The 17,876-nt window shown below is 60.4% G+C and carries 18 protein-coding genes; 9 read left to right on the top strand and 9 right to left on the bottom strand.

Annotated features, from left to right (window positions below; translation table 11 throughout):
- Window positions 1-181: 181 nt before the first annotated feature.
- The 6 genes from PHT20_RS06775 to PHT20_RS06750 form a co-directional block, all read right to left on the bottom strand.
- The gene (locus PHT20_RS06775) at window positions 182-763 is read right to left on the bottom strand and encodes a YceI family protein (RefSeq protein WP_301019944.1); all 582 of its coding nucleotides are present in this window, start codon (window positions 761-763) and stop codon (window positions 182-184) included.
- A gap of 99 nt (window positions 764-862) precedes the next feature.
- Window positions 863-1,435, bottom strand: a complete 573-nt coding sequence (locus PHT20_RS06770; RefSeq protein ID WP_301019943.1) for a YceI family protein — start codon at window positions 1,433-1,435, stop codon at window positions 863-865.
- 43 nt (window positions 1,436-1,478) lie between these two features.
- Window positions 1,479-2,054 carry a cytochrome b gene (locus PHT20_RS06765; RefSeq protein WP_301019942.1) on the bottom strand — a complete coding sequence of 192 codons (576 nt, stop codon included), beginning with the start codon at window positions 2,052-2,054 and terminating at the stop codon, window positions 1,479-1,481.
- 115 nt (window positions 2,055-2,169) lie between these two features.
- Entirely contained in the window at window positions 2,170-3,099 is a 930-nt protein-coding gene (locus tag PHT20_RS06760) for a DMT family transporter (protein ID WP_301019941.1), read from the bottom strand.
- Window positions 3,100-3,110: 11 nt separating this feature from the next.
- Window positions 3,111-3,374, bottom strand: a complete 264-nt coding sequence (locus tag PHT20_RS06755; protein WP_301019940.1) for a hypothetical protein — start codon at window positions 3,372-3,374, stop codon at window positions 3,111-3,113.
- A gap of 19 nt (window positions 3,375-3,393) precedes the next feature.
- On the bottom strand, window positions 3,394-4,197 hold the full coding sequence (locus tag PHT20_RS06750; protein WP_301019946.1) for a tRNA-uridine aminocarboxypropyltransferase: 804 nt from the start codon (window positions 4,195-4,197) through the stop codon (window positions 3,394-3,396).
- Between the two features lie 199 nt (window positions 4,198-4,396).
- Between PHT20_RS06750 and PHT20_RS06745 the strand changes: the two genes are divergently transcribed.
- Complete coding sequence (locus PHT20_RS06745) at window positions 4,397-5,590, top strand: Fic family protein (RefSeq protein ID WP_301019939.1); 1,194 nt, start codon at window positions 4,397-4,399, stop codon at window positions 5,588-5,590.
- A gap of 254 nt (window positions 5,591-5,844) precedes the next feature.
- Window positions 5,845-7,104, top strand: a complete 1,260-nt coding sequence (locus PHT20_RS06740; protein ID WP_301019938.1) for an ATP-binding protein — start codon at window positions 5,845-5,847, stop codon at window positions 7,102-7,104.
- A gap of 111 nt (window positions 7,105-7,215) precedes the next feature.
- Here the strand turns inward: PHT20_RS06740 and PHT20_RS06735 are convergent, their stop codons facing one another.
- Window positions 7,216-8,505, bottom strand: a complete 1,290-nt coding sequence (locus tag PHT20_RS06735) for a DUF4172 domain-containing protein (RefSeq protein ID WP_301019937.1) — start codon at window positions 8,503-8,505, stop codon at window positions 7,216-7,218.
- Between the two features lie 379 nt (window positions 8,506-8,884).
- Here PHT20_RS06735 and PHT20_RS06730 point away from each other — a divergent pair, with 379 nt between their 5' ends.
- Together PHT20_RS06730 and PHT20_RS06725 are read left to right on the top strand one after the other, a co-directional pair.
- On the top strand, window positions 8,885-9,361 hold the full coding sequence (locus PHT20_RS06730; RefSeq protein ID WP_301019936.1) for a helix-turn-helix domain-containing protein: 477 nt from the start codon (window positions 8,885-8,887) through the stop codon (window positions 9,359-9,361).
- A 180-nt stretch (window positions 9,362-9,541) separates the two neighbouring features.
- Window positions 9,542-9,937 (top strand): PIN domain-containing protein, encoded by a 396-nt coding sequence (locus tag PHT20_RS06725; protein WP_366520901.1) that lies wholly within the window; start codon window positions 9,542-9,544, stop codon window positions 9,935-9,937.
- 250 nt (window positions 9,938-10,187) lie between these two features.
- Here the strand turns inward: PHT20_RS06725 and PHT20_RS06720 are convergent, their stop codons facing one another.
- Together PHT20_RS06720 and PHT20_RS06715 are read right to left on the bottom strand one after the other, a co-directional pair.
- Window positions 10,188-12,008 carry a 3'-5' exonuclease gene (locus PHT20_RS06720; protein ID WP_301019934.1) on the bottom strand — a complete coding sequence of 607 codons (1,821 nt, stop codon included), beginning with the start codon at window positions 12,006-12,008 and terminating at the stop codon, window positions 10,188-10,190.
- Between the two features lie 15 nt (window positions 12,009-12,023).
- Window positions 12,024-12,188, bottom strand: a complete 165-nt coding sequence (locus PHT20_RS06715; protein ID WP_301019933.1) for a DUF5668 domain-containing protein — start codon at window positions 12,186-12,188, stop codon at window positions 12,024-12,026.
- Between the two features lie 74 nt (window positions 12,189-12,262).
- Here PHT20_RS06715 and PHT20_RS06710 point away from each other — a divergent pair, with 74 nt between their 5' ends.
- The 5 genes from PHT20_RS06710 (at window position 12,263) to PHT20_RS06690 (ending at window position 17,598) form a co-directional block, all read left to right on the top strand.
- Window positions 12,263-12,670 (top strand): YchJ family protein, encoded by a 408-nt coding sequence (locus PHT20_RS06710; protein WP_301019932.1) that lies wholly within the window; start codon window positions 12,263-12,265, stop codon window positions 12,668-12,670.
- Between the two features lie 81 nt (window positions 12,671-12,751).
- Window positions 12,752-14,506 carry a cobalamin-dependent protein gene (locus PHT20_RS06705; RefSeq protein WP_301019931.1) on the top strand — a complete coding sequence of 585 codons (1,755 nt, stop codon included), beginning with the start codon at window positions 12,752-12,754 and terminating at the stop codon, window positions 14,504-14,506.
- A 57-nt stretch (window positions 14,507-14,563) separates the two neighbouring features.
- The gene (locus tag PHT20_RS06700; protein WP_301019930.1) at window positions 14,564-15,694 is read left to right on the top strand and encodes an ABC transporter substrate-binding protein; all 1,131 of its coding nucleotides are present in this window, start codon (window positions 14,564-14,566) and stop codon (window positions 15,692-15,694) included.
- A gap of 144 nt (window positions 15,695-15,838) precedes the next feature.
- Window positions 15,839-17,113 (top strand): glycerate kinase, encoded by a 1,275-nt coding sequence (locus PHT20_RS06695; RefSeq protein ID WP_301019929.1) that lies wholly within the window; start codon window positions 15,839-15,841, stop codon window positions 17,111-17,113.
- A gap of 95 nt (window positions 17,114-17,208) precedes the next feature.
- Entirely contained in the window at window positions 17,209-17,598 is a 390-nt protein-coding gene (locus PHT20_RS06690; RefSeq protein ID WP_301019928.1) for a glutathione S-transferase N-terminal domain-containing protein, read from the top strand.
- Window positions 17,599-17,876 lie beyond the last annotated feature (278 nt).

The raw sequence follows: 17,876 nt of genomic DNA, 5'->3' as shown, positions 1-17,876 counted from the left end.
TGGCTTTGGCACGACGGCGACGAAAGTGGTTTGAGGGCCTTTGGGCTCAAGCTGAAATTGACCCAAGTCTGCACAAGTTCGGACTCGCTTGAAACATCGAAATCTCTAATGGATTATCTGGGTTAAACCAAGGGTTTGGCCAATGCCCCACCACACCACTTTGACGACCCTCCGAAAGCCGTTACTGCTTGACAGCCTCCACCTGCACCACCAGCCGCACATTTTTCGGGAAACCCCAATCGATGCCGTAATTCATGCCATAGGCCGTGCGGTCAAGCGTGGCTTCGAAATCTCCACCGCAGACCTCACGTTTGAGCATCGGGCTGTTGTAGCAATTGAAGTTGGTGGCTTTGAGCGTGAGCGGGTGAGTTTGCCCCAGCAGCGTCAGTTGACCGCTGACTTCGGTGACTTTGTCGCCGGTGAAACTGAATTGGTCGGCCGCAAACGTCATGCTGGGGAATTTTTCAACGTTGAACAAATCTGCACTTTGCAAATGCTTGTTGAATGCCGCAAAACCAGTGTTGACAGAGGCCGTGTCAACCGTGATGTTGACCTTGCCGGTTTTGGCCTCCCGGTCAAACACCACAGAACCTTCCTTTTTGTCAAAGCGACCCCGGTTGGTGCTGGTGCCAAAGTGGCCAATCTCAAACGTGACATAAGTGTGCGCCGGGTCAATGGCGTAACTTGCTGCGTGTGCAGAGCCCGCCATGGCGGCCAAGGTCACGGTGGCCAATGAAGCGAGTGAAAACAGTTTTGAACGCATGAAAACTCCTGAAATGGTTGAAAAGAAAACGATTAAAAATACACAAAAAATGAATCGAACAGCGCGGTGGCGCCCACTACGCCCGTCAGGCGCGCGCCGCTACAACTTGCCCACACCGCTCAATGCCAGTTTGAAGCTGACCCGCACCTCATCGGCCACCATGCTGGTGTCGGCCCACTCGCCATCGCCAATCTTGAACGCCAAGCGCTTGATCGGCAACGTGCCTGAGACCACCGTCAGCGCGCCACTTTGCACCATGGTCAAAGGCACCTGCACGTTTTGCACCTGACCTTTGATCGTCAATTGGCCTGTCAGGTCAAACTTGCCGGCACCCAAGGCCTTGATGCTGCTGGATGAGAAACGCGCCAACGGAAACTTGGGCACGTTGAACCAGGTTGCGCTGGGCAGTTCGCTGTCGAGCTCTTTGGCGCCCAGCGTGGCACTGCCCATGTCCACGCTGAAGGCCACCTGGCTGCTGGCCAGCCGGGCAGGGTCAAAGTTCAGCTGCGCATCAAATTTTTTGAAGTGCCCGCTGATCGGCACGCCCATTTGCTTGGCGGTGAATGCCAGTTCGCTTTGCGCGGGTAACAGTTTTTGTTGGGCGGAAACGGGCAGTGCCAAACTGGTCAGCAGGCCAGCACAGAGCAGTGAAAGCGTCAAAGGGTGTGTCATGAATAGATTCGGGTAAGTTAAAAAGTGGAAACAGTGCGGCGCCTCATGCGCGCCCTGGCCACATGCGTTGCAGCAGCCCATCGTGGTCAATCCAGTGGTGTTTGAGGGCAGCCGCCACATGCAACGCGGCCAACCCCATCAACGCCAAGGCTGATAACTTGTGCAGCGGTTTGATCAGCTCGGCCACCGCCTTGTCGGCTGACAGCAGGTCTGGCAGCGCCACCTGGCCAAACCACACCACCGGAAAACCAGCCGCCGAGCTGTAAGCCCAGCCCAGCAGCGGCACGGCAAAAAACAGCACATACAGCAGGTGGTGCGTGGCGTGGTAGGCGCGGGTTTGCCAGGCGGGCATGGCGCTGCGGATGGCTGCAGGCAATGCGGGCGGGCGGTGTGTGGCGCGCCATAGCAAACGCACGCCGCTCAACAGCAACACGCTCACCCCCAGCCATTTGTGCCAGTTGTAAAGCTTGAGCCGCGTGGGCGAAAACGGCAGGTCGGTCATGTAAACCCCCATGCCAAACATGCCCACCAGCAACAACGCCAGCAGCCAATGCAATGCCATGGCGGGCAGGCTGTAGCGCGCGGCTGATTGAGGGGGTGCAACTGAGGTCTGAAGCACTGATTTTCTCCAAATTTCAAGCGCTTCAGGTGGACTCCTGAAGCCATGGAGATCAGTGTAGAAAGCAGTCAGTGCAAATAGATGCAATCAAATTGAACTAATCGTTCAATCAATTTCACTTGATGGGTGTGCCAGCAGGCCGCAGTGCCGCCCACCACCCTGCGCCGCTGACCAGCACAATGCCCACCAGCACCGCCAAGGCACCCAGCAAAAAACGCAGTTCAATCGGCTCAGACAGCAGCCAGGCGCCAAACACCACGCCAAACAGCGGGGTCAAAAACGAAAACACCCCCAGCCGCGAGGCCAGGTAGGTGCGTAGCAGCCAAAACCAGACCAAAAAACTGGCAAACGACACCACCAGCGTGTGAAACGCCAGGCTGGCCCAGACTTGTGGCGTCAAGTTCACCCGTGCTTGCCCAGTTAAAAATGCGCCCGCCAGCAGCAGCACAAAGGCGCCCACCAGCTGGTACAGCAAGGTTTGTGTGGCCGGCGCTGCCGACAGCACCGAGCTGCGCACCACCACCGTGGTGGCCGCCCAAGCCATGCCACCGAGTAAGCCCAAAAGATCGCCCCACAGCATGTGGCTGGCACCCGCTGCCGCTGTGTCACGCCCTAAAAAAGTAAATGCCAAGCCAGCAAAGGCCACCCCAATGCCCAGCCACTGCAGCGCGCCCAGCCGCTCTGCAGGCAGTCGCCACGCCAGCCCCAGCGCAGCAAACATCGGCGCGGTGTACAAAAAAACCACCATGTGCGAGGCGCTGGTGTGGCGCAGGCCTTCGGCCACCAGCATGAATTCCAGCCCAAACAGCAGCCCCACCCACAGGCCGGGCACCAGCGTGCCGTCTTTCAGGTTCATGGGCTCTTTGCGCCAGGCCATCAGCAGACCCACCAGCACCGCTGCGCCGCCTGAGCGCAAAGCAATTTGCATGATGGGCGCAATGTCAGCCGCGGTGGCCTTCAGCAACACTTGCTGCATGCCCCAAATGGCACACAGCACCAGCATCAGGCCAATGGCGCGGCCGTCCAGCGCCAGACGCGAATTCACTGCCGTTGCCTTTAAGCAGCGTTGACGAAGCCCACCAGCGACCACCCGGCGTGGGGGTCGGCTTTGTCGTTGGCGTAGTCCCAGACTGCACCACAGTGGTCGCAGGCATAACGGGTGATGGTGATCAGGCCGCGTTTGCCCTGCGCTTTGCGGTTGTTTTTTTGCACCAGTTCAGCGTGCCCAGGGGTGCGCCGCCAGTTGGGCTGAATGCCTGCGCAAGGCTGGCACAGCGTGGGTGCGGCGGGTTCGGTCACGGGGGTGGGAGTTGGGTTCATGAGGGTGTTGAAGACGTTGTCAGGGGGTAGAGGGGCGATTGTCGCCCAGCTGCAGATCGCGCAAGTGCTGGTGCGCGGCATCTGTCACATCCACCGGCTGCTGGTTTTTGGCTTGTACATAGTGCTGGGTAAACACCTCCAGGTAAGCCGTCAAGATTTGCGCCGCATGGTTTTCACCCGCCAAGGCCAAGCACAGCGCACCCACCTCTGAGGTGCAAAAGTGGTCGCTGCGGCTGGAGCGGCGCAGCCGGTAGGCAGAGCTCTGGTCTGGGTGCAAACTGAGCACTGGCAAATGGTTCAGGTACGGGCTTTTGCGAAACATCTTGCCCGCCTCAGACCAGGTGGCATCCAGCAGCACAAACAGCGGGCGCTTCAGTGGGGTCTGGTAGCCTGGCTGGGTGCAGTCAGCGTCTTTAGGGGTGATGGGCTCAGGTGGCAACAGCGCGGTGCGCACCCGCTCTGGCGATACAAATTCGCCCGGAAACACCACATAAGCTTGCCACTGCGGGTCGGCCAGCAGGGTCAGCAAGGCGGGGTCGACCGCGGTGCGCGCCCAGCCAAAGGCAAAGGTGTCAGCCACCACGTCGGCAATCAGCCAGCCGGTGTTGCTGGGTTTGAGCGGCTCAATGTCAGCCATCAGCAGGCACATGCCGGCGTGCGTGGGCACCACGGGGCGCAGGTGGCACAGGCAGTGGCTGGGCATGACCCGGCAATCGGGGCAGCGCGCAGCAGGCCCACCTCGCACGCGAAACGGTTTCACGGCGCGCGCCAGGCGCTCGGTGCGCAAGCGCGCCACGGCGTGGGGAACAGGTGGGGCGGTCATGTGGGTGAGGTTGCTGTGGCTGTTGAGAAAGTATGGATGATTGTCGCTGCCGGAGTGGGGCGGTGCTGGCATGAAGACTGGTATCTAAAACGCTGTTTAAAGATTTGCATTAAAGTTGGCAAATGCGTTGACAAAATTTAAATTAAAATTAAATAAAACAAAAACTTAAATAGTTTTAAAACTTGGCAAAAATACCAGCATGTACAGCAACCCCCACCAGTTTGAACCCCTGCTCCCGTCCGACGTACGTTTGGAGCCACTGCTAGCCAAAGCCCATGACCTGTCCCGCGTGGCCACCCTGCTGGCTGGCACCCGCGTGCCGCCAGAGTTGCGTGGTCTGCTGCGCAACATGAATTCGTACTACACCAACCGCATCGAAGGCCAGCACACCCGCCCGCATGAAATCGATCAAGCCTTGCGCCAGGATTTTTCTCAAGATGCCGTGCTGGCAGCCAAACAGCGCCTGGCGGTGGCGCACATTCAGGCCGAGCAAGCGCTGGAGCAACGCCACAAAGGGGCAGAAGGTGCCGCTGCGCTGTATTCGGCGCAAGCGGTGCAGGGCTTGCACCGCGAACTGTTTGGCCGACTCCCCGCCGCAGACCTGTTGACGCCCGAACAAGCGCCCATCGTGCCTGGTGCCTTGCGCCAGCAGGATGTGCAGGTGGGTCAGCATGTAGCACCAGCCCACGCCAGCGTGCCGGACTTTTTGCAACGCTGGGCTAGCTTTTATGGTGGCGTGCGTCGTGGCGAGGCGGCGCTGGTGGCCATGGCGTGTGCGCACCAGCGCCTGGGTTGGGTGCATCCGTTTGTGGATGGCAATGGCCGTGTCATGCGCCTGCACACCCACACCTTGCTCAGCGCCCTGGGTTACACCGGTGGCCTGTGGTCACCATTGCGTGGTTTTGCCCGCAGCACTGAGCGTTACTACGCCCTGCTGGCTGATGCCGACAGTCTGCGCCGCGGCGACCTGGATGGGCGTGGCAACCTGAGTGAGCAGGCACTGATCGCCTGGGTGGACTACGTGCTGGATATTTGCCTGGATCAGGTCAACTTCATGGGCAATATGCTGGACTTTGCTACCATGAAAGCGCGCATCGAAGCCTACCTGGTGTTTGAGTCTGCGGTGGTCAGGCAGGGCGTACGCCAGGAGTCGCTGCGCGGGCTGCACTACCTGTTTCTGAGTGGTGAAGACATGACGCGCGGTGATTTCAAGTCGATGCTGGGCATGAGCGACCGGGGTGCCACCGACGCGCTGGGGGCGCTGGTCAAACGCGGCCTGCTCAAGTCAGACTCGTCGCAAGGCAAAGTGCGCTTTGGCTTGCCGCAGCATGCACTGCGGTTTTTGTTTCCGCAACTGTGGCCAGAGGCTGAGGCGGATGCTGCTGGGTTATGAAAGAAATTGGCCTCTAGCCCTCTTGGAATAAGCGCAGCAAGCTATCAAAAATGTACTGATACTCGTACTGTACTGCCCAGCCCATGGGTATCCAGCTTGCCGAAGTCGCCGCTTTCGTGCAAAAACAGCTATCAAAAGCAAAGAAAACGGGTTTAAAAACCAGTCTTAAATTTAAGTTGGTCAAATTAATAATTTAAATTAGTCAAACTCTTACTTAAAATAAGTCACGCATTTCCAGCCGCTAATTCCACAAAATGAGCACCGTTGCCCCCGCATCAACTGCCCCAGCCATTGCCCGCTATGTGGAGGGCAAGATCGCTACCGCCTTGCAAGACACCCGCGTGGTGCTGCTCGCAGGTCCTCGGCAGGCGGGCAAAACCACGCTGGCCCGGCTGTATGCCAGCCCGGATCGCCCCTACCTCACGCTGGACGACCCTGCCACTTTGGCTTCGGCACGCTCAGACCCCACCGGGTTTGTGCGCGGTTTGCAGCAAGCCGTGATTGACGAAGTGCAGCGAGCGCCCGACCTGCTGCTGGCCATCAAAGAAAGCGTGGACAAAGACCAGGCACCGGGTCGCTTTCTGCTGACCGGCTCCACCAACCTCATGGCCATGCCCTTGGTGGCCGACTCACTCGCGGGCAGACTTGAAGTCATCACCCTGCTGCCCTTTGCCCAGGCTGAATTGGCAGGCACCCAGGGCGACTTGCTCGACCGCCTGTTTGATGGTGCCGGTTTGCCGGGTGTGGTCAACCCCATGGTGGGTGACGACTTGATGGACTGCGTGCTCAAGGGCGGCTACCCCGAAGCGCTGCACCGCACCAGCGCCAGCCGCCGTCAGGCCTGGCTGCAAGACTATGTGGCGCTGATTCTGGACCGCGACGTGCGCGACATTGCCAACATCGACCAACTTGACCGCATGCCGCGCCTGCTTGACGTGCTGGCCGCTCACGCCGGGCAGTTGGTCAACCACAGCAGCTATGGCGCGGCGCTGGGACTGACCACCCCCACGGCGCAGAAATATGTGGGCATTCTGGAGCGGCTGTTTCTGCTGCGCCAAGTGCCGCCCTGGTCACACAACGCGGTGAGCCGTCTCACCAAAACGCCCAAACTGCATTTTCTGGACACCGGCTTGCTGGCCGCGCTGCGCGATGCCACGTCGGCCCAACTGCAAAAAGACCGCACCAATTACGGCCCCTTGTTGGAAAACTTTGTGGTCTCAGAAGTACTCAAGCTCATCACCTGGTCAGATAAGCGCCTGCGCGTCTCGCACTTTCGCACCAAGGAGCAAGACGAGATCGACCTGGTGCTGGAAGACCGGCAAGGACGCGTCATCGGTATCGAAGTCAAAGCCAGCGCCACTGTGCGCCCCCAAAACCTGCGCGGCCTGCGCCAACTGCAAGCTGCAGTTGGCGACAAGTTTGTGCACGGACTGGTACTGCACGACCATGACCGCATCACGCCGTTTGATGAGAAGCTGCATGCGGGGCCGGTGTCGATGTTGTGGCAGGGGTAATGCCAGACCATGCAAGGTTGCATTTATTTTTTAACAAAATAGGCCTCTAGCGCTTATGGGATATGCGCAAATAGCTATCAAACTTAAAGTAATTCAAACACTGTCGGGGATTCACTCAGGGCTTGAGCGTAGGCTGCTCCCAGCCTGGCACATTGACCGCGTAGCGTGTGGCTTTGCCCACACCTTCCACGCGCAGCGTGTGGCTTTGCCCACACCTTCCACGCGCAGCAGACCATGGGCCGCTAGGTCGGCCAGGTCACGGGTGGCAGTGGCTTTGGAGGTGGCGGTGATCTTGGCGTATTTCTCATTGGTCATACCGCCCAAGAAGCCACCGCCCGAGGCCACATGCCCGGCATCCAACAAGCGCTCCAGCACTTTGCTCTGGCGGGCGTTGATATGGCACTGCGCTGCCCGCAGCCGGAACTGCGCCTTGTCAGTCGCGTCCCGCACCACAGCCTGGCTGGTGATGCACGCGCAGGTCAAGGCCTGCACAAACCACTGTACCCAGGGTGTTGCGTCAATCGTGCTGGCCTCGGGCGTGACGCCGCGCAGGCGCTGCGCCTGGTTCAACGCGTCGTAGTAGGCGGCGCGGGTTTTCAGCATCTGGTGGGCTAAGCCATAAACCCGCACCAGCACCGGGCTGGCTTGTGAATCAAACGCGTGCATGTCTTGCGCCAACGCCATGTCGGCCAGCGCGCGGCCCAGGCGGCCATTGCCGTCTTCAAATGGGTGGATGGACTCAAACCACAGGTGCGCCAGTGCCGCGCGGGCAATGCCATTCACGGCTGCGCCGGTGTTGGATGCCGTGGCCGCACCCGTGGGGCAAGTGCGGGCAAACCATGCCATAAAACGCTCCATCTCCGCCGTCACCTGAGCCGAGGGCGGCGCCTCGTAATGCACCACCTCGCGCCCCAGCGTGCCACTGACGATTTGCATGGCATCGGCATGGCTGCGCGCGCGCCCCACCGCAATGCGGGAGATGCCCGACGTGCCGCCGGGAAACAGTGCCGACTGCCAGCGGCACAGCCGGTCCAGATCAAGCGCGGCGCTGTGGTTGGTCAGCGCGTCTTGCATCACCTGCACCAAGCCATCCACAGACCGGTCAGTACCCGGCGCGTCGGCCAGTGCCAGCCGGTGCGCCACCGACGAACGCAAAGACGCCAGATTGAGCTGCTCGCCCTCTATGGCGGCGGTAGCCAGCGCCTCTTGTACCCACAGATCGCGCTGCACCGCGTTGGCCTGCTCCAGCCCAATGGCGCCCAGCAGCCCCAACAAGCGCCCTTGCTCTAGCCGGGCTTGGTCCAGCGCGGGTGCCAGTGTCTCCGCATCAAAGCTAAGTTGCGGCCACGCACGGTGTTGCCAGATGTAGCGGGGGGATGCGGGCGGGTTGGGGGTGGGCATGAGGCGTATTTTGAACTATACGGCTCAAGAAGTGAGGTGTATTTTTGGAAATATGGCTCGATGTCGGATGGAACGATCGCAGACCCGGAGCAAAACTGCCGAAGCTGCCGAAATCTCGACCATCCACGCCAGTAATACTCGCTCTATTTGCCCGGTAAGGCGGAGCTACAGCAGAAATTGGCTAAGTGGATGGTGGTTGACAGAGCATTCGATACGGAATAGGCCTCCAACCCTTTATTTACTTGGACTAATAGCTATCAAATATCCAGCGAGTTGGCACATCCATTTGCTTCTGGCGTTGCGTTTATTGCGAATAATGCTATTATTTCCACATATTGCAACTGGCCTGACCCAAAGCCACCGCGTCAAGGAGAACCCCATGAAAGACCAGGAAGTGCTCGACCCCGCCAATGACGCCGAAGCCGACATGGCCGCCATTGCCCACCAATGCCTGATGACCGCGCTGGACCATTCCAGGGCGGATCACATCAACATTATTTTGGATGTAGGCGCAGAAGGCAACGCCAAGTATGAAACCCCGGTGCTGAAACTGCCGCCCCGTGCCTTGCGCTTTTTTGCCGATGTGTTGCGGCAAATGGCCAAGCAAGAGCCCATGCTGTTGGTTCCGCAAAAACACGAACTCACCACGCAAGAGGCAGCCAATTTTTTGAAGGTGTCGAGGCCCTTTGTGATCAAGGAAATTGAGGCCAACCGACTCAAATGCCGCAAGGTCAACCGTCACCGTCGCATTGAATTTGAGGAGCTTCGCCGCTACCAGACCGCGCAGCAACAACAGTCTGAACAGGCCCTGCAAGACCTCACCCAGCTGTCTGAAGAGCTCAGGCTGGAGTTTTAAGTGGCAGGCTCGGCGCGGTTCACCGCCATTCTGGATGCCAATGTTCTGTACCCGCAATTGATCCGCGACACCCTGCTGAGTCTGGCCGTAGAGCGCCTGTACCACGCAAGGTGGAGCGCCAGAATTCACGAGGAGTGGACGCGAAATCTTGCCTAAGACCGGCCCGATCTTGCCCCCAGACTGCCACAGGTTGTTGAACTGATGAATGCCAGCGTGCCAGACTGTTTGGTGACAAATTATGAAAAACTGGTCTACAGCATCGAATTGCCTGACCCTGATGACCGCCATGTTGTGGCCGCCGCCATTGTGGGTCATGCTGACGCTATCGTCACCTTCAATACCAAAGATTTTCCGATGGCCGTGCTGCAGCCCTACGGCATTGAAGTGCAACACCCCGACGAGTTCTTGATGAACCAATTGCAGCTGCAAAAGATTCCTGCGCTGAGCGTCATCAAAAAAATGCGCGCCCGTTGGACTAACCCGGCACGGCCAGCGCTTGAGCTCATCACGGCGTTTGAGAAACGGGGCCTGCCGATGACGGCGGACTTGCTGCTTGAGGCTGTTACGCTGATTTGACCGTCAAGCTGAGTCACCGGTGGCCAGCCCAACCGGCGCGCCGCGCGGATCACAGGCCTTCGTAGCCGAGGGTGACAAGGTTGAGCTGCATAGGAGTAGACTTATCAAATGCCCAGCAAGTAAATTCAGGCCCAGTGCGGCAGGCAGCGCCAGGTCTTGCGTGCGCACGATGGATGATGGTGGGCATGGACTCAGGTTTTTGGTAGACGGTTGCCAGTATCGCGCCAGTTAAAGTGGCGCGATTCGATGGTCATGATCCGAGCCTGCTTCCAAACGCCCCCTCCCCACCCACCCCAATCACCAGCTTGTGCGTGGCCCGCGTCGCAGCCACATAAAACACCCGCGCCGCTTCCTTCTCGTCCTCCCCCGGCGCAGGCATGTGCCCGACGCCGGGCAGCGCCACCAGCGGGAACTCCAGGCCTTTGCTGACGTGCATGGTCATCACCTTGATTTTGTCGCTGCTGGGGTCAAAGTCGCCGGGGCTGACGCGGTTTTCCAGCGGCAGGCCGCGCTGGTGCAGCACCTGGGCGCACAGGTTGCGGGTTTTCCAGTCGGCACACAGCACGGCCATGTCGCCCCAGGCATGGCCTTGCTTGTGGGCGTTGGCAAATTGGTCGGCTATGGCCTGTGCCTCGTCGCGCAGGGTGGGCAGGCGGATGATCAGCGCGGGCTCGCCGTCGCGGCCGCAACTGATGGGGTGCAGGCGCGGAATTTTGTCTTCATCTTCACCGGTTTCGTCGGCGGCCAGCAAGTCCGCTGCCACCAGGCTGGCCACTTGCAAGATTTGCCGTGTGTTGCGGTAATTGATTTTCAGGATGGTGGAGTAGCCCCTGCCCACCGCCTTGATGCCGACACTTTTGAGCGTGAATTTGAGGCTGCTGCGCTTGTAAATGGCTTGCGCATCGTCATACAGCACCAGCAGGCTGTTGCTGGCCGGGTCCACCATCTGCACCACCAGCTTGAGCCATTCGGGGGCAAAGTCATGGCCTTCGTCAATCAGCACCGCCTGGTATTGCCCGCCAGGGATTTGATGGCGCTCCACACCACGGATGACGCGTTCCACCAAATCATCAAAAAAGTGAGCGCCTGGTGCAGGCAGCGTCTGCCCAAACGCCCTGATTTGCTCATGACACCATTTGTGAAAGTGCCGCACATGAACCCGCTCACCCAGCCCTTTGGCGGCCATGTGGCTGGCCAGCTTGACGCCCAGCGGTTCGTTAAAACACAAGATCAAAATCGGTTTGCTGCTGGGCGTGCTGGCCTTGGCCAGGTGTTCGGCGCGGTAGCCCAGAATCATGGTTTTTCCCGAGCCGGCCACGCCGTGAATCACGCGGTGGCCGTCGCCCAGGCTGCGTGCCAGTTGCTCCTGCTGCAAGTCCATCACCCGCATCAGGCTGGGCAGGTCGGCCTCTGGGTCGGTGTCGTCAAACAGCGCGCTTTGGGTGGGCACGCGCACCTCGGGGAACAAAATCCAGCGCACCCGGTCGATTTGCGGCAGGCTCAACGCGCCACGCATCAGGTACGGAAACATGTCCCACAGGCGGCTTTGCAGGTCTTCGGGCTCGGCGGTCTCCAGCATCTCGTCTTTGCACAGCACGCGCTGGGGTTCGATGGCGTGCTGTAGTTCAGCGTCTTCAAACTGTTTGCGGGTGATGTTGGTCAACACCACGCCATAGCTCCAGGGGAAAGCCAGTTGCCCCATGTGTGCGCCATCAGGCTGGGTCAGGGGCGGGTCGCGTTTAAGGGCATCCACCACCTGGTGCGCGTATTGGCGCGCTTGCTCCAGCGGGTTGGCCACGGTTTTTGGCGTGCCGTTGGCCAGAATCGTCCAGGTCTGCTTGTTGACTTGCACCAGGGTGGACGGCTTCCAGTCTTTCACCTCCAAGATCAACAACCCCCGACGCGGGTGCAGCACCACAAAGTCGGGGTGGGCGTTGGCCGGGCCCACCGGCACGTCGTACCACAGCAGGTAATCGTCGTCGAGTTTTTTCTCCAGGCGCTCAGCCAGGCGTTTTTCGCCTGACGTCATGCGCGCCACGCAGGCGTTGAACGCCGGAATCAAGGTGGCCATGAGGTTGGCAGAGTGCTATTTTTTGCCGGTAAAAAACAGCGACAAGCCCACTGCAATCAACAGAGCTGGCCACCAGGTGCGCAGCAACTGCGCCAGGCTGATGTTGATCAGCCCCAAGTTGCTCAACAGCAAATAGCTGCCCACTGACACCAGCACAATGGCTGCAACATTTCCCCGCATGGCTGACCTCTCTGATTGGTATTGACCGTTCATTGTCGCCAAGTTTTGGCGCTGGCTTCGTTAACATGCGCGGCATGAACACCCCACCGCTTGCCTCCCACGCGGCCTGCCCATGCGGCAGCGGCCACACCTATGCAGACTGCTGCAGCCGCTGGCACACCGGCCATGTGGCAGGGCAAACCGCCCCCACACCCGAGGCGCTGATGCGCTCGCGCTACAGCGCTTATGTGCTGGGTTTGATCGACTACCTGCTGGTCACCTGGCACCCCAGCACTGCCCCGGGCGAGCTTGAGCTGCAGCCGGTGAAATGGCTGGGGCTGGAAGTACGCCACGCCCAGGCTCAGGGCGATGTCGGGGTGGTGGAGTTTGTAGCGCGCTACCGCGAGGGCGGCAAGGGTGCACGCATGCACGAGGTGAGCCGCTTTGTGCGCGAAGGCGGGCGCTGGCTTTATGTGGATGGCACAGCACCAGAAGCTGCTTGAATGGGTATGTTTTCAATAGCTGCTTGCGCTTTATCCATAAGCGCTAGAGGCCTAAAAGACATATAAAAAATCTGAACGCTTGTGACCGCGCCAAACATCATCCTGGCCACGCTCAACGCCCGCTACATCCATGCGTCACTGGGCTTGCGCTACCTGCTGGCCAACCTGGACAAGCATGGTGGTGCAGGCCTGCGTGCGCAGGCTGTGCTGCGCGAGTACACCATCAATCGCGCCCCTGCTGATGTGGTGGCCGACCTGCTGGCCACCTTGAGTGCCACGCCCGCACTCGGCCTGCCCAGCGCGCCTGTGCCGCAGGCGGCCAAGTGCCAGGTGGTTGGTTTGGGTGTGTACATCTGGAACGTGTCGCAAACGCTGCAAGTCATTCGCCTGCTCAAGGCCGCCCGGCCTGAGGTGAAAGTGGTGCTGGGTGGCCCCGAGGTGAGCCACGAGGTAGATCAGCAAGCCATCTGCCAGCTGGCCGACTTTGTCATCACCGGCTGGGGCGACGTGAGCTTTGCCAAGCTGTGCCGTGCCCTGTTGGACGGGCCGCCGCCCTTGATGAAAATCATCCCCGGCGAGCAGCCTGCGTTGACCCAGCTGGCGCTGCCGTATGACGAATATTCTGATGCCGACCTGGCGCACCGCCTGCTGTATGTGGAAGCCTCGCGTGGCTGCCCGTTCAAGTGCGAGTTTTGCCTCAGTGCGCTCGACAAAACCGCGTGGGGCTTTGAGCTTGACCGCGTGCTGGCAGCGCTGGAGGGCTTGTACCAGCGCGGTGCCCGCAGCTTCAAGTTTGTTGACCGCACCTTCAATCTGAAGATTGAGCACTCGGTGCGCATCTTGCAGTTCTTTCTGGACAAACTGCCTCAACCGTTACACCCTTCGCACCGCCCAGAGCAGGCTGACACGGTCGGTGCAGCCTGCCAAATCAGCCCCGCCGCTGCATCCAAGGCCGACCTGTTTTTGCATTTTGAAGTCATCCCAGACCACCTGCCAGACCGCTTGAAAGCGCAGTTGGCACTGTTTCCATCTGGCGTGCTGCAGCTGGAAGTGGGTGTGCAGACCTTCAATGTGACGGTGCAACAGACCGTGTCGCGCCGTCAGGACAACGCCGCCACCGAGGCTAACCTGCGTTGGTTGCTGGCACACACCCACGCCCACCTGCATGTGGATTTGATCTTTGGCCTGCCCGGTGAAACCCTGCACAGCTTTGCCGACGGCTTTGACCGCCTGCTGGCCATTGCCCCGCATGAGATTCAACTGGGGATATTGAAGCGCCTGCGCGGCTCGCCCATCACCCGCCACACCGCGCCACACGGCATCGTGTACGACACGCAGCCGCCCTACAGCGTGCAGCAAACCGGGGTGGTGGATGCCGCCACGGTCACGCGTTTTGCGCGTTTTGCCCGCTATTGGGATTTGCTGGCCAACTCTGGACGGTTTTCTCGCACGCTGGCGCTTTGGCTGGGGTCTGCGCCAGCCACCGAGCTTGGGCCAACCCAGCCAGCTACTGACCCGTGCGCCACCGCGCGGCCATCGCCGTTTTGGCGCTTTTGGGCTTTCTCTGACTGGCTGTGGCAGCACCTGGGAGCCACCCACAAGCTCACCCCCGAGGTGTTGGTAGACGCCTTGTTTGACTACCTCAGCGAGCCCAGCCAGCAGCCATTCACCCTCAGTGCCCATGCGGTGCGCCAAGCCTTGCTGGCCGACTACACCGCCAGCGGCGCGCGCGCCAGCCCCAAAGCACTGCAAGGTGCGCTGCCCAGACCCACACCCCCTGAGGCCAAAGCCGCCCACACCCTGGCCACCCGGCAAGCGCGGCATTTGTCGGTGTAGCACGCCTCAACTCGCGTTAGTATTCCCGTCTGCCATCATTTTCAAGGACGCACACGCATGAGCCTAATTAATAAACTCCTCGCCCTCAGTTTGGCCTTCACAAGCGCCTTCGCCACAGCGGAGACTGGGGTGACGGATAACGAAATTTTGATTGGCCAGTTTGCTGCCACCAGCGGGCCGGCGGCGCAGTTGGGGCTGCGCATGCAAGTGGGCATGCAGGCCTATTTCACCGCGCTCAATGCCCAGGGGGGCGTCAACGGCCGCAGCATCAAACTCGTCACCCGAGACGATGGCTACGAGCCTGACAAAGCCGTGGCGGCCGTCAAAGCGCTGATTGAACAAGACAAGGTGTTTGCCCTGGCGGGCTCGGTCGGCACGCCCACAGGGTTGGCCGCGCTGCCCGTGGTCACGGCGCAGCAAGTGCCGCTGGTGGGCATGTTCACCGGTGCGCAAGCGCTGCGCGAGCCGTTCAACCGACACGTGTTTCACGTGCGTGCCAGTTACTTTGACGAGACTGAGCGCATCGTGCAGCACTTGACCACGCTCGGGGTCAAGAAAATTGCCGTGTTTTACCAAAATGACTCGTATGGCAAGGCCGGGCTCGAAGGCGTGGAACGCGCCCTGACCCAACGCCAGCTCAAACCAGTAGCCACTGGCACCGTGGAGCGCAACAGCGTGGACACCGCCGCCGCCCTGGCCAGCATCTTGAAAACCGAACCCGAGGCCGTGGTGCAAATCAGTGCCTACAAAAGTTGTGCCGCATTCATCAAACAAGCGCGCAGCAAGGGCTATGGTGGCCAGTTTTTCAATGTGAGCTTTGTTGGCGCGGCCGCGCTGGCGCAAGAGCTGGGCGATGCGGGCCAAGGCGTGGTGATTTCACAAGTGGTGCCGTTTCCGTTTGCCACCAAAACCCCAGTGGTGCGCGACTATCAGCAGCACATGCTGGCCGCGGGGCAAAAAGAGTTTGATTTCTCAAGCATGGAGGGCTATTTGACGGCGCGGGTGCTGACCGAAGGGCTGCGCCGTGCCGGCAAAACCCCCACCCGCGACAGCTTGATCAGCGGGCTAGAGAGCCTGCGCGATGTCAATTTGGGCGGTTTTGCCATCAACTACAGCCCCAAAAACCACCAAGGCTCCAACTTCACCGACCTGAGCATCATTGGGCGCGGTGGCAAGTTTATGCACTGAGCATGTGTTGGCGGCTGATACCGCTGTGAAATTGTGGTCACTGAAGTAAATTTTTGAACTACGCCTTTGGCGTGCCATGGCTCAGATTTCTCTTGTTTTTCATGCGCTACCTTGCCCGTTGCTCTGACCCAATGCAGTTCCTCCATGCCTGACCTGCCCGAACCCACCCCACGCGCCTTGCTGCGCCAGATGTTGGATGCCGCTGTGGCCGCTGCGCAACCTGCGCTGTGCCTGCCCGCGCAGCTGCCTGCGCCACCGCGCGGCCGCACCATCGTCATTGGCGCGGGCAAGGCCTCGGCGGCCATGGCGCGTGCGTTAGAAGACCACTGGCCTGCCCCGCTGCAAGGCCTGGTGGTCACGCGCTATGGCTACCAAGTGCCGTGCCAGCGCATTGAGATTGCGCAAGCGGCGCACCCGGTGCCTGATGCGGCCGGGTTGGCCGCCACCCAGCGCATCCTGCAAAGCGTGCAGGGCTTGACCGCTGACGACTTGGTGCTGGCCTTGATCTCCGGCGGGGGCTCTTCACTTTTGGTAGCGCCCTGCGCAGGGCTGACGCTCTCAGACAAGCAAAACATCAACCAAGCCCTGCTGGCCAGCGGTGCCAGCATTGCCGAGATGAATTGCATGCGCCGCCATCTGTCAGCCGTCAAGGGTGGCCGTCTGGGTGCGGCGTGCGCACCGGCCCAGTTGGTCACGCTGTTGATCTCAGACGTGCCGGGCGACGCCCCGGCCGACATTGCCTCCGGCCCCACAGTGGCCGATGCCAGCACCTGCGCTGATGCGCTGGCCATTGCCCAGCGTTACCAGATTGACCTGCCCGCTGCCGCCCACGCGTGGCTGGCCAGCGGCGCGGGTGAAACCCTCAAACCCAACGACGTGCGGTTGGCGCGCAGCAGTGTGCGCATGGTCGCCACACCGCAAATGGCACTGCAAGCGGCGGCACAGGTGGCGCAAGCGGCGGGCTTCACGCCCTACATTTTGGGCGACAGTCTGGAGGGCGAAGCGCGTGAGGTGGCCAAGGTGCATGCCGGCATGGTGCGCCAGGTGCTGCGGCACGGCCAGCCTTTTCAAACGCCGTGCGTGCTGCTCTCGGGGGGTGAAACCACGGTCACGCTCAAAGGCGCTGGACGGGGCGGGCGCAATGTGGAGTTTTTGCTGGCGCTGGGTCTGGCGCTGGCCGACCTGCCTGGCGTGTACGCACTGGCGGCAGACACCGACGGCGTGGATGGCATGGAAGACATTGCCGGTGCCGTGCTCACCCCAGACAGCCTGCAACGCGCCTGGGCACAGGGTCTGAACCCACGCAGTTTTCTTGACCGCAACGACGCCCACAGTTTCTTCCAGGCGCTGGGCGACAGCGTGGTCACTGGCCCCACGCTGACCAATGTGAATGACTTTCGGGCGATTTTGATTCCTTGACCGAGCCATCGCTGACCAGCAAATAGCCCAAGCCCCACCAGCTTGAGGCTGGCCTGAGACAATCTGCGTTTTCATACAAAGCGCGCTCATTGCCCATGCGATTCATCATCCGAACCTTCTTCAAAACCCTGCGCCTGGTGCTGGGCCCATTCATGTTGCTGTGGGAGTTTGTCAGCCGCCCCAAAGGCTTGCTGCGCCCGGCCCCGGCGCAGCAAGCGGTCAACGCGCAGTGCCAAAGCCTGGTGCTGTACCAATTTGCCACCTGTCCGTTTTGCATCAAGGTGCGCCAGGAAATGCGCCGCTTGTCGTTGCCCATAGAGCGCCGCGATGCCCAGCACAACGCGCAACACCGTGCCGACTTGGCGCAAGGCGGTGGTGCGGTCAAGGTGCCGTGCCTCAAAATCACCGAGCCCAGTGGTCAAACCCGCTGGTTGTATGAGTCGGGCGCCATCATCAGCTATTTGCGCGAGCGTTTTACCGCCTGATGTGCCCTGCCTCAGGCGGGCAGGTCAACCCGCTGGGGCATTCATTGTTTGTTTTTGCGCTATGTGAATCAGCGCACAGACCCAGATTCGTCACCTCCAGATACTGAACGCCGTTGTGCATGCCACGTGCTGTGGCTGTGCAACCCGTTGCGCCCAGGCCAGCAGCCTGCTGCTTGGGCTTTCAAAAGTTTCTGAATTCATCAAAGAGGTAGGCGAATGACAAAAATCAAGACCCGTTCCAAAGTTTTGCCGTGGCTCATCGCCACAGTTTTCGGCAT

Origin of the sequence: Rhodoferax sp., from assembly GCF_028715765.1 — a bacterium.
Lineage (GTDB): Bacteria > Pseudomonadota > Gammaproteobacteria > Burkholderiales > Burkholderiaceae_C > Rhodoferax.
The sequence above is the reverse complement of the archived record's forward strand: the minus strand, read 5'-3'. Positions and strand labels throughout refer to the sequence as shown.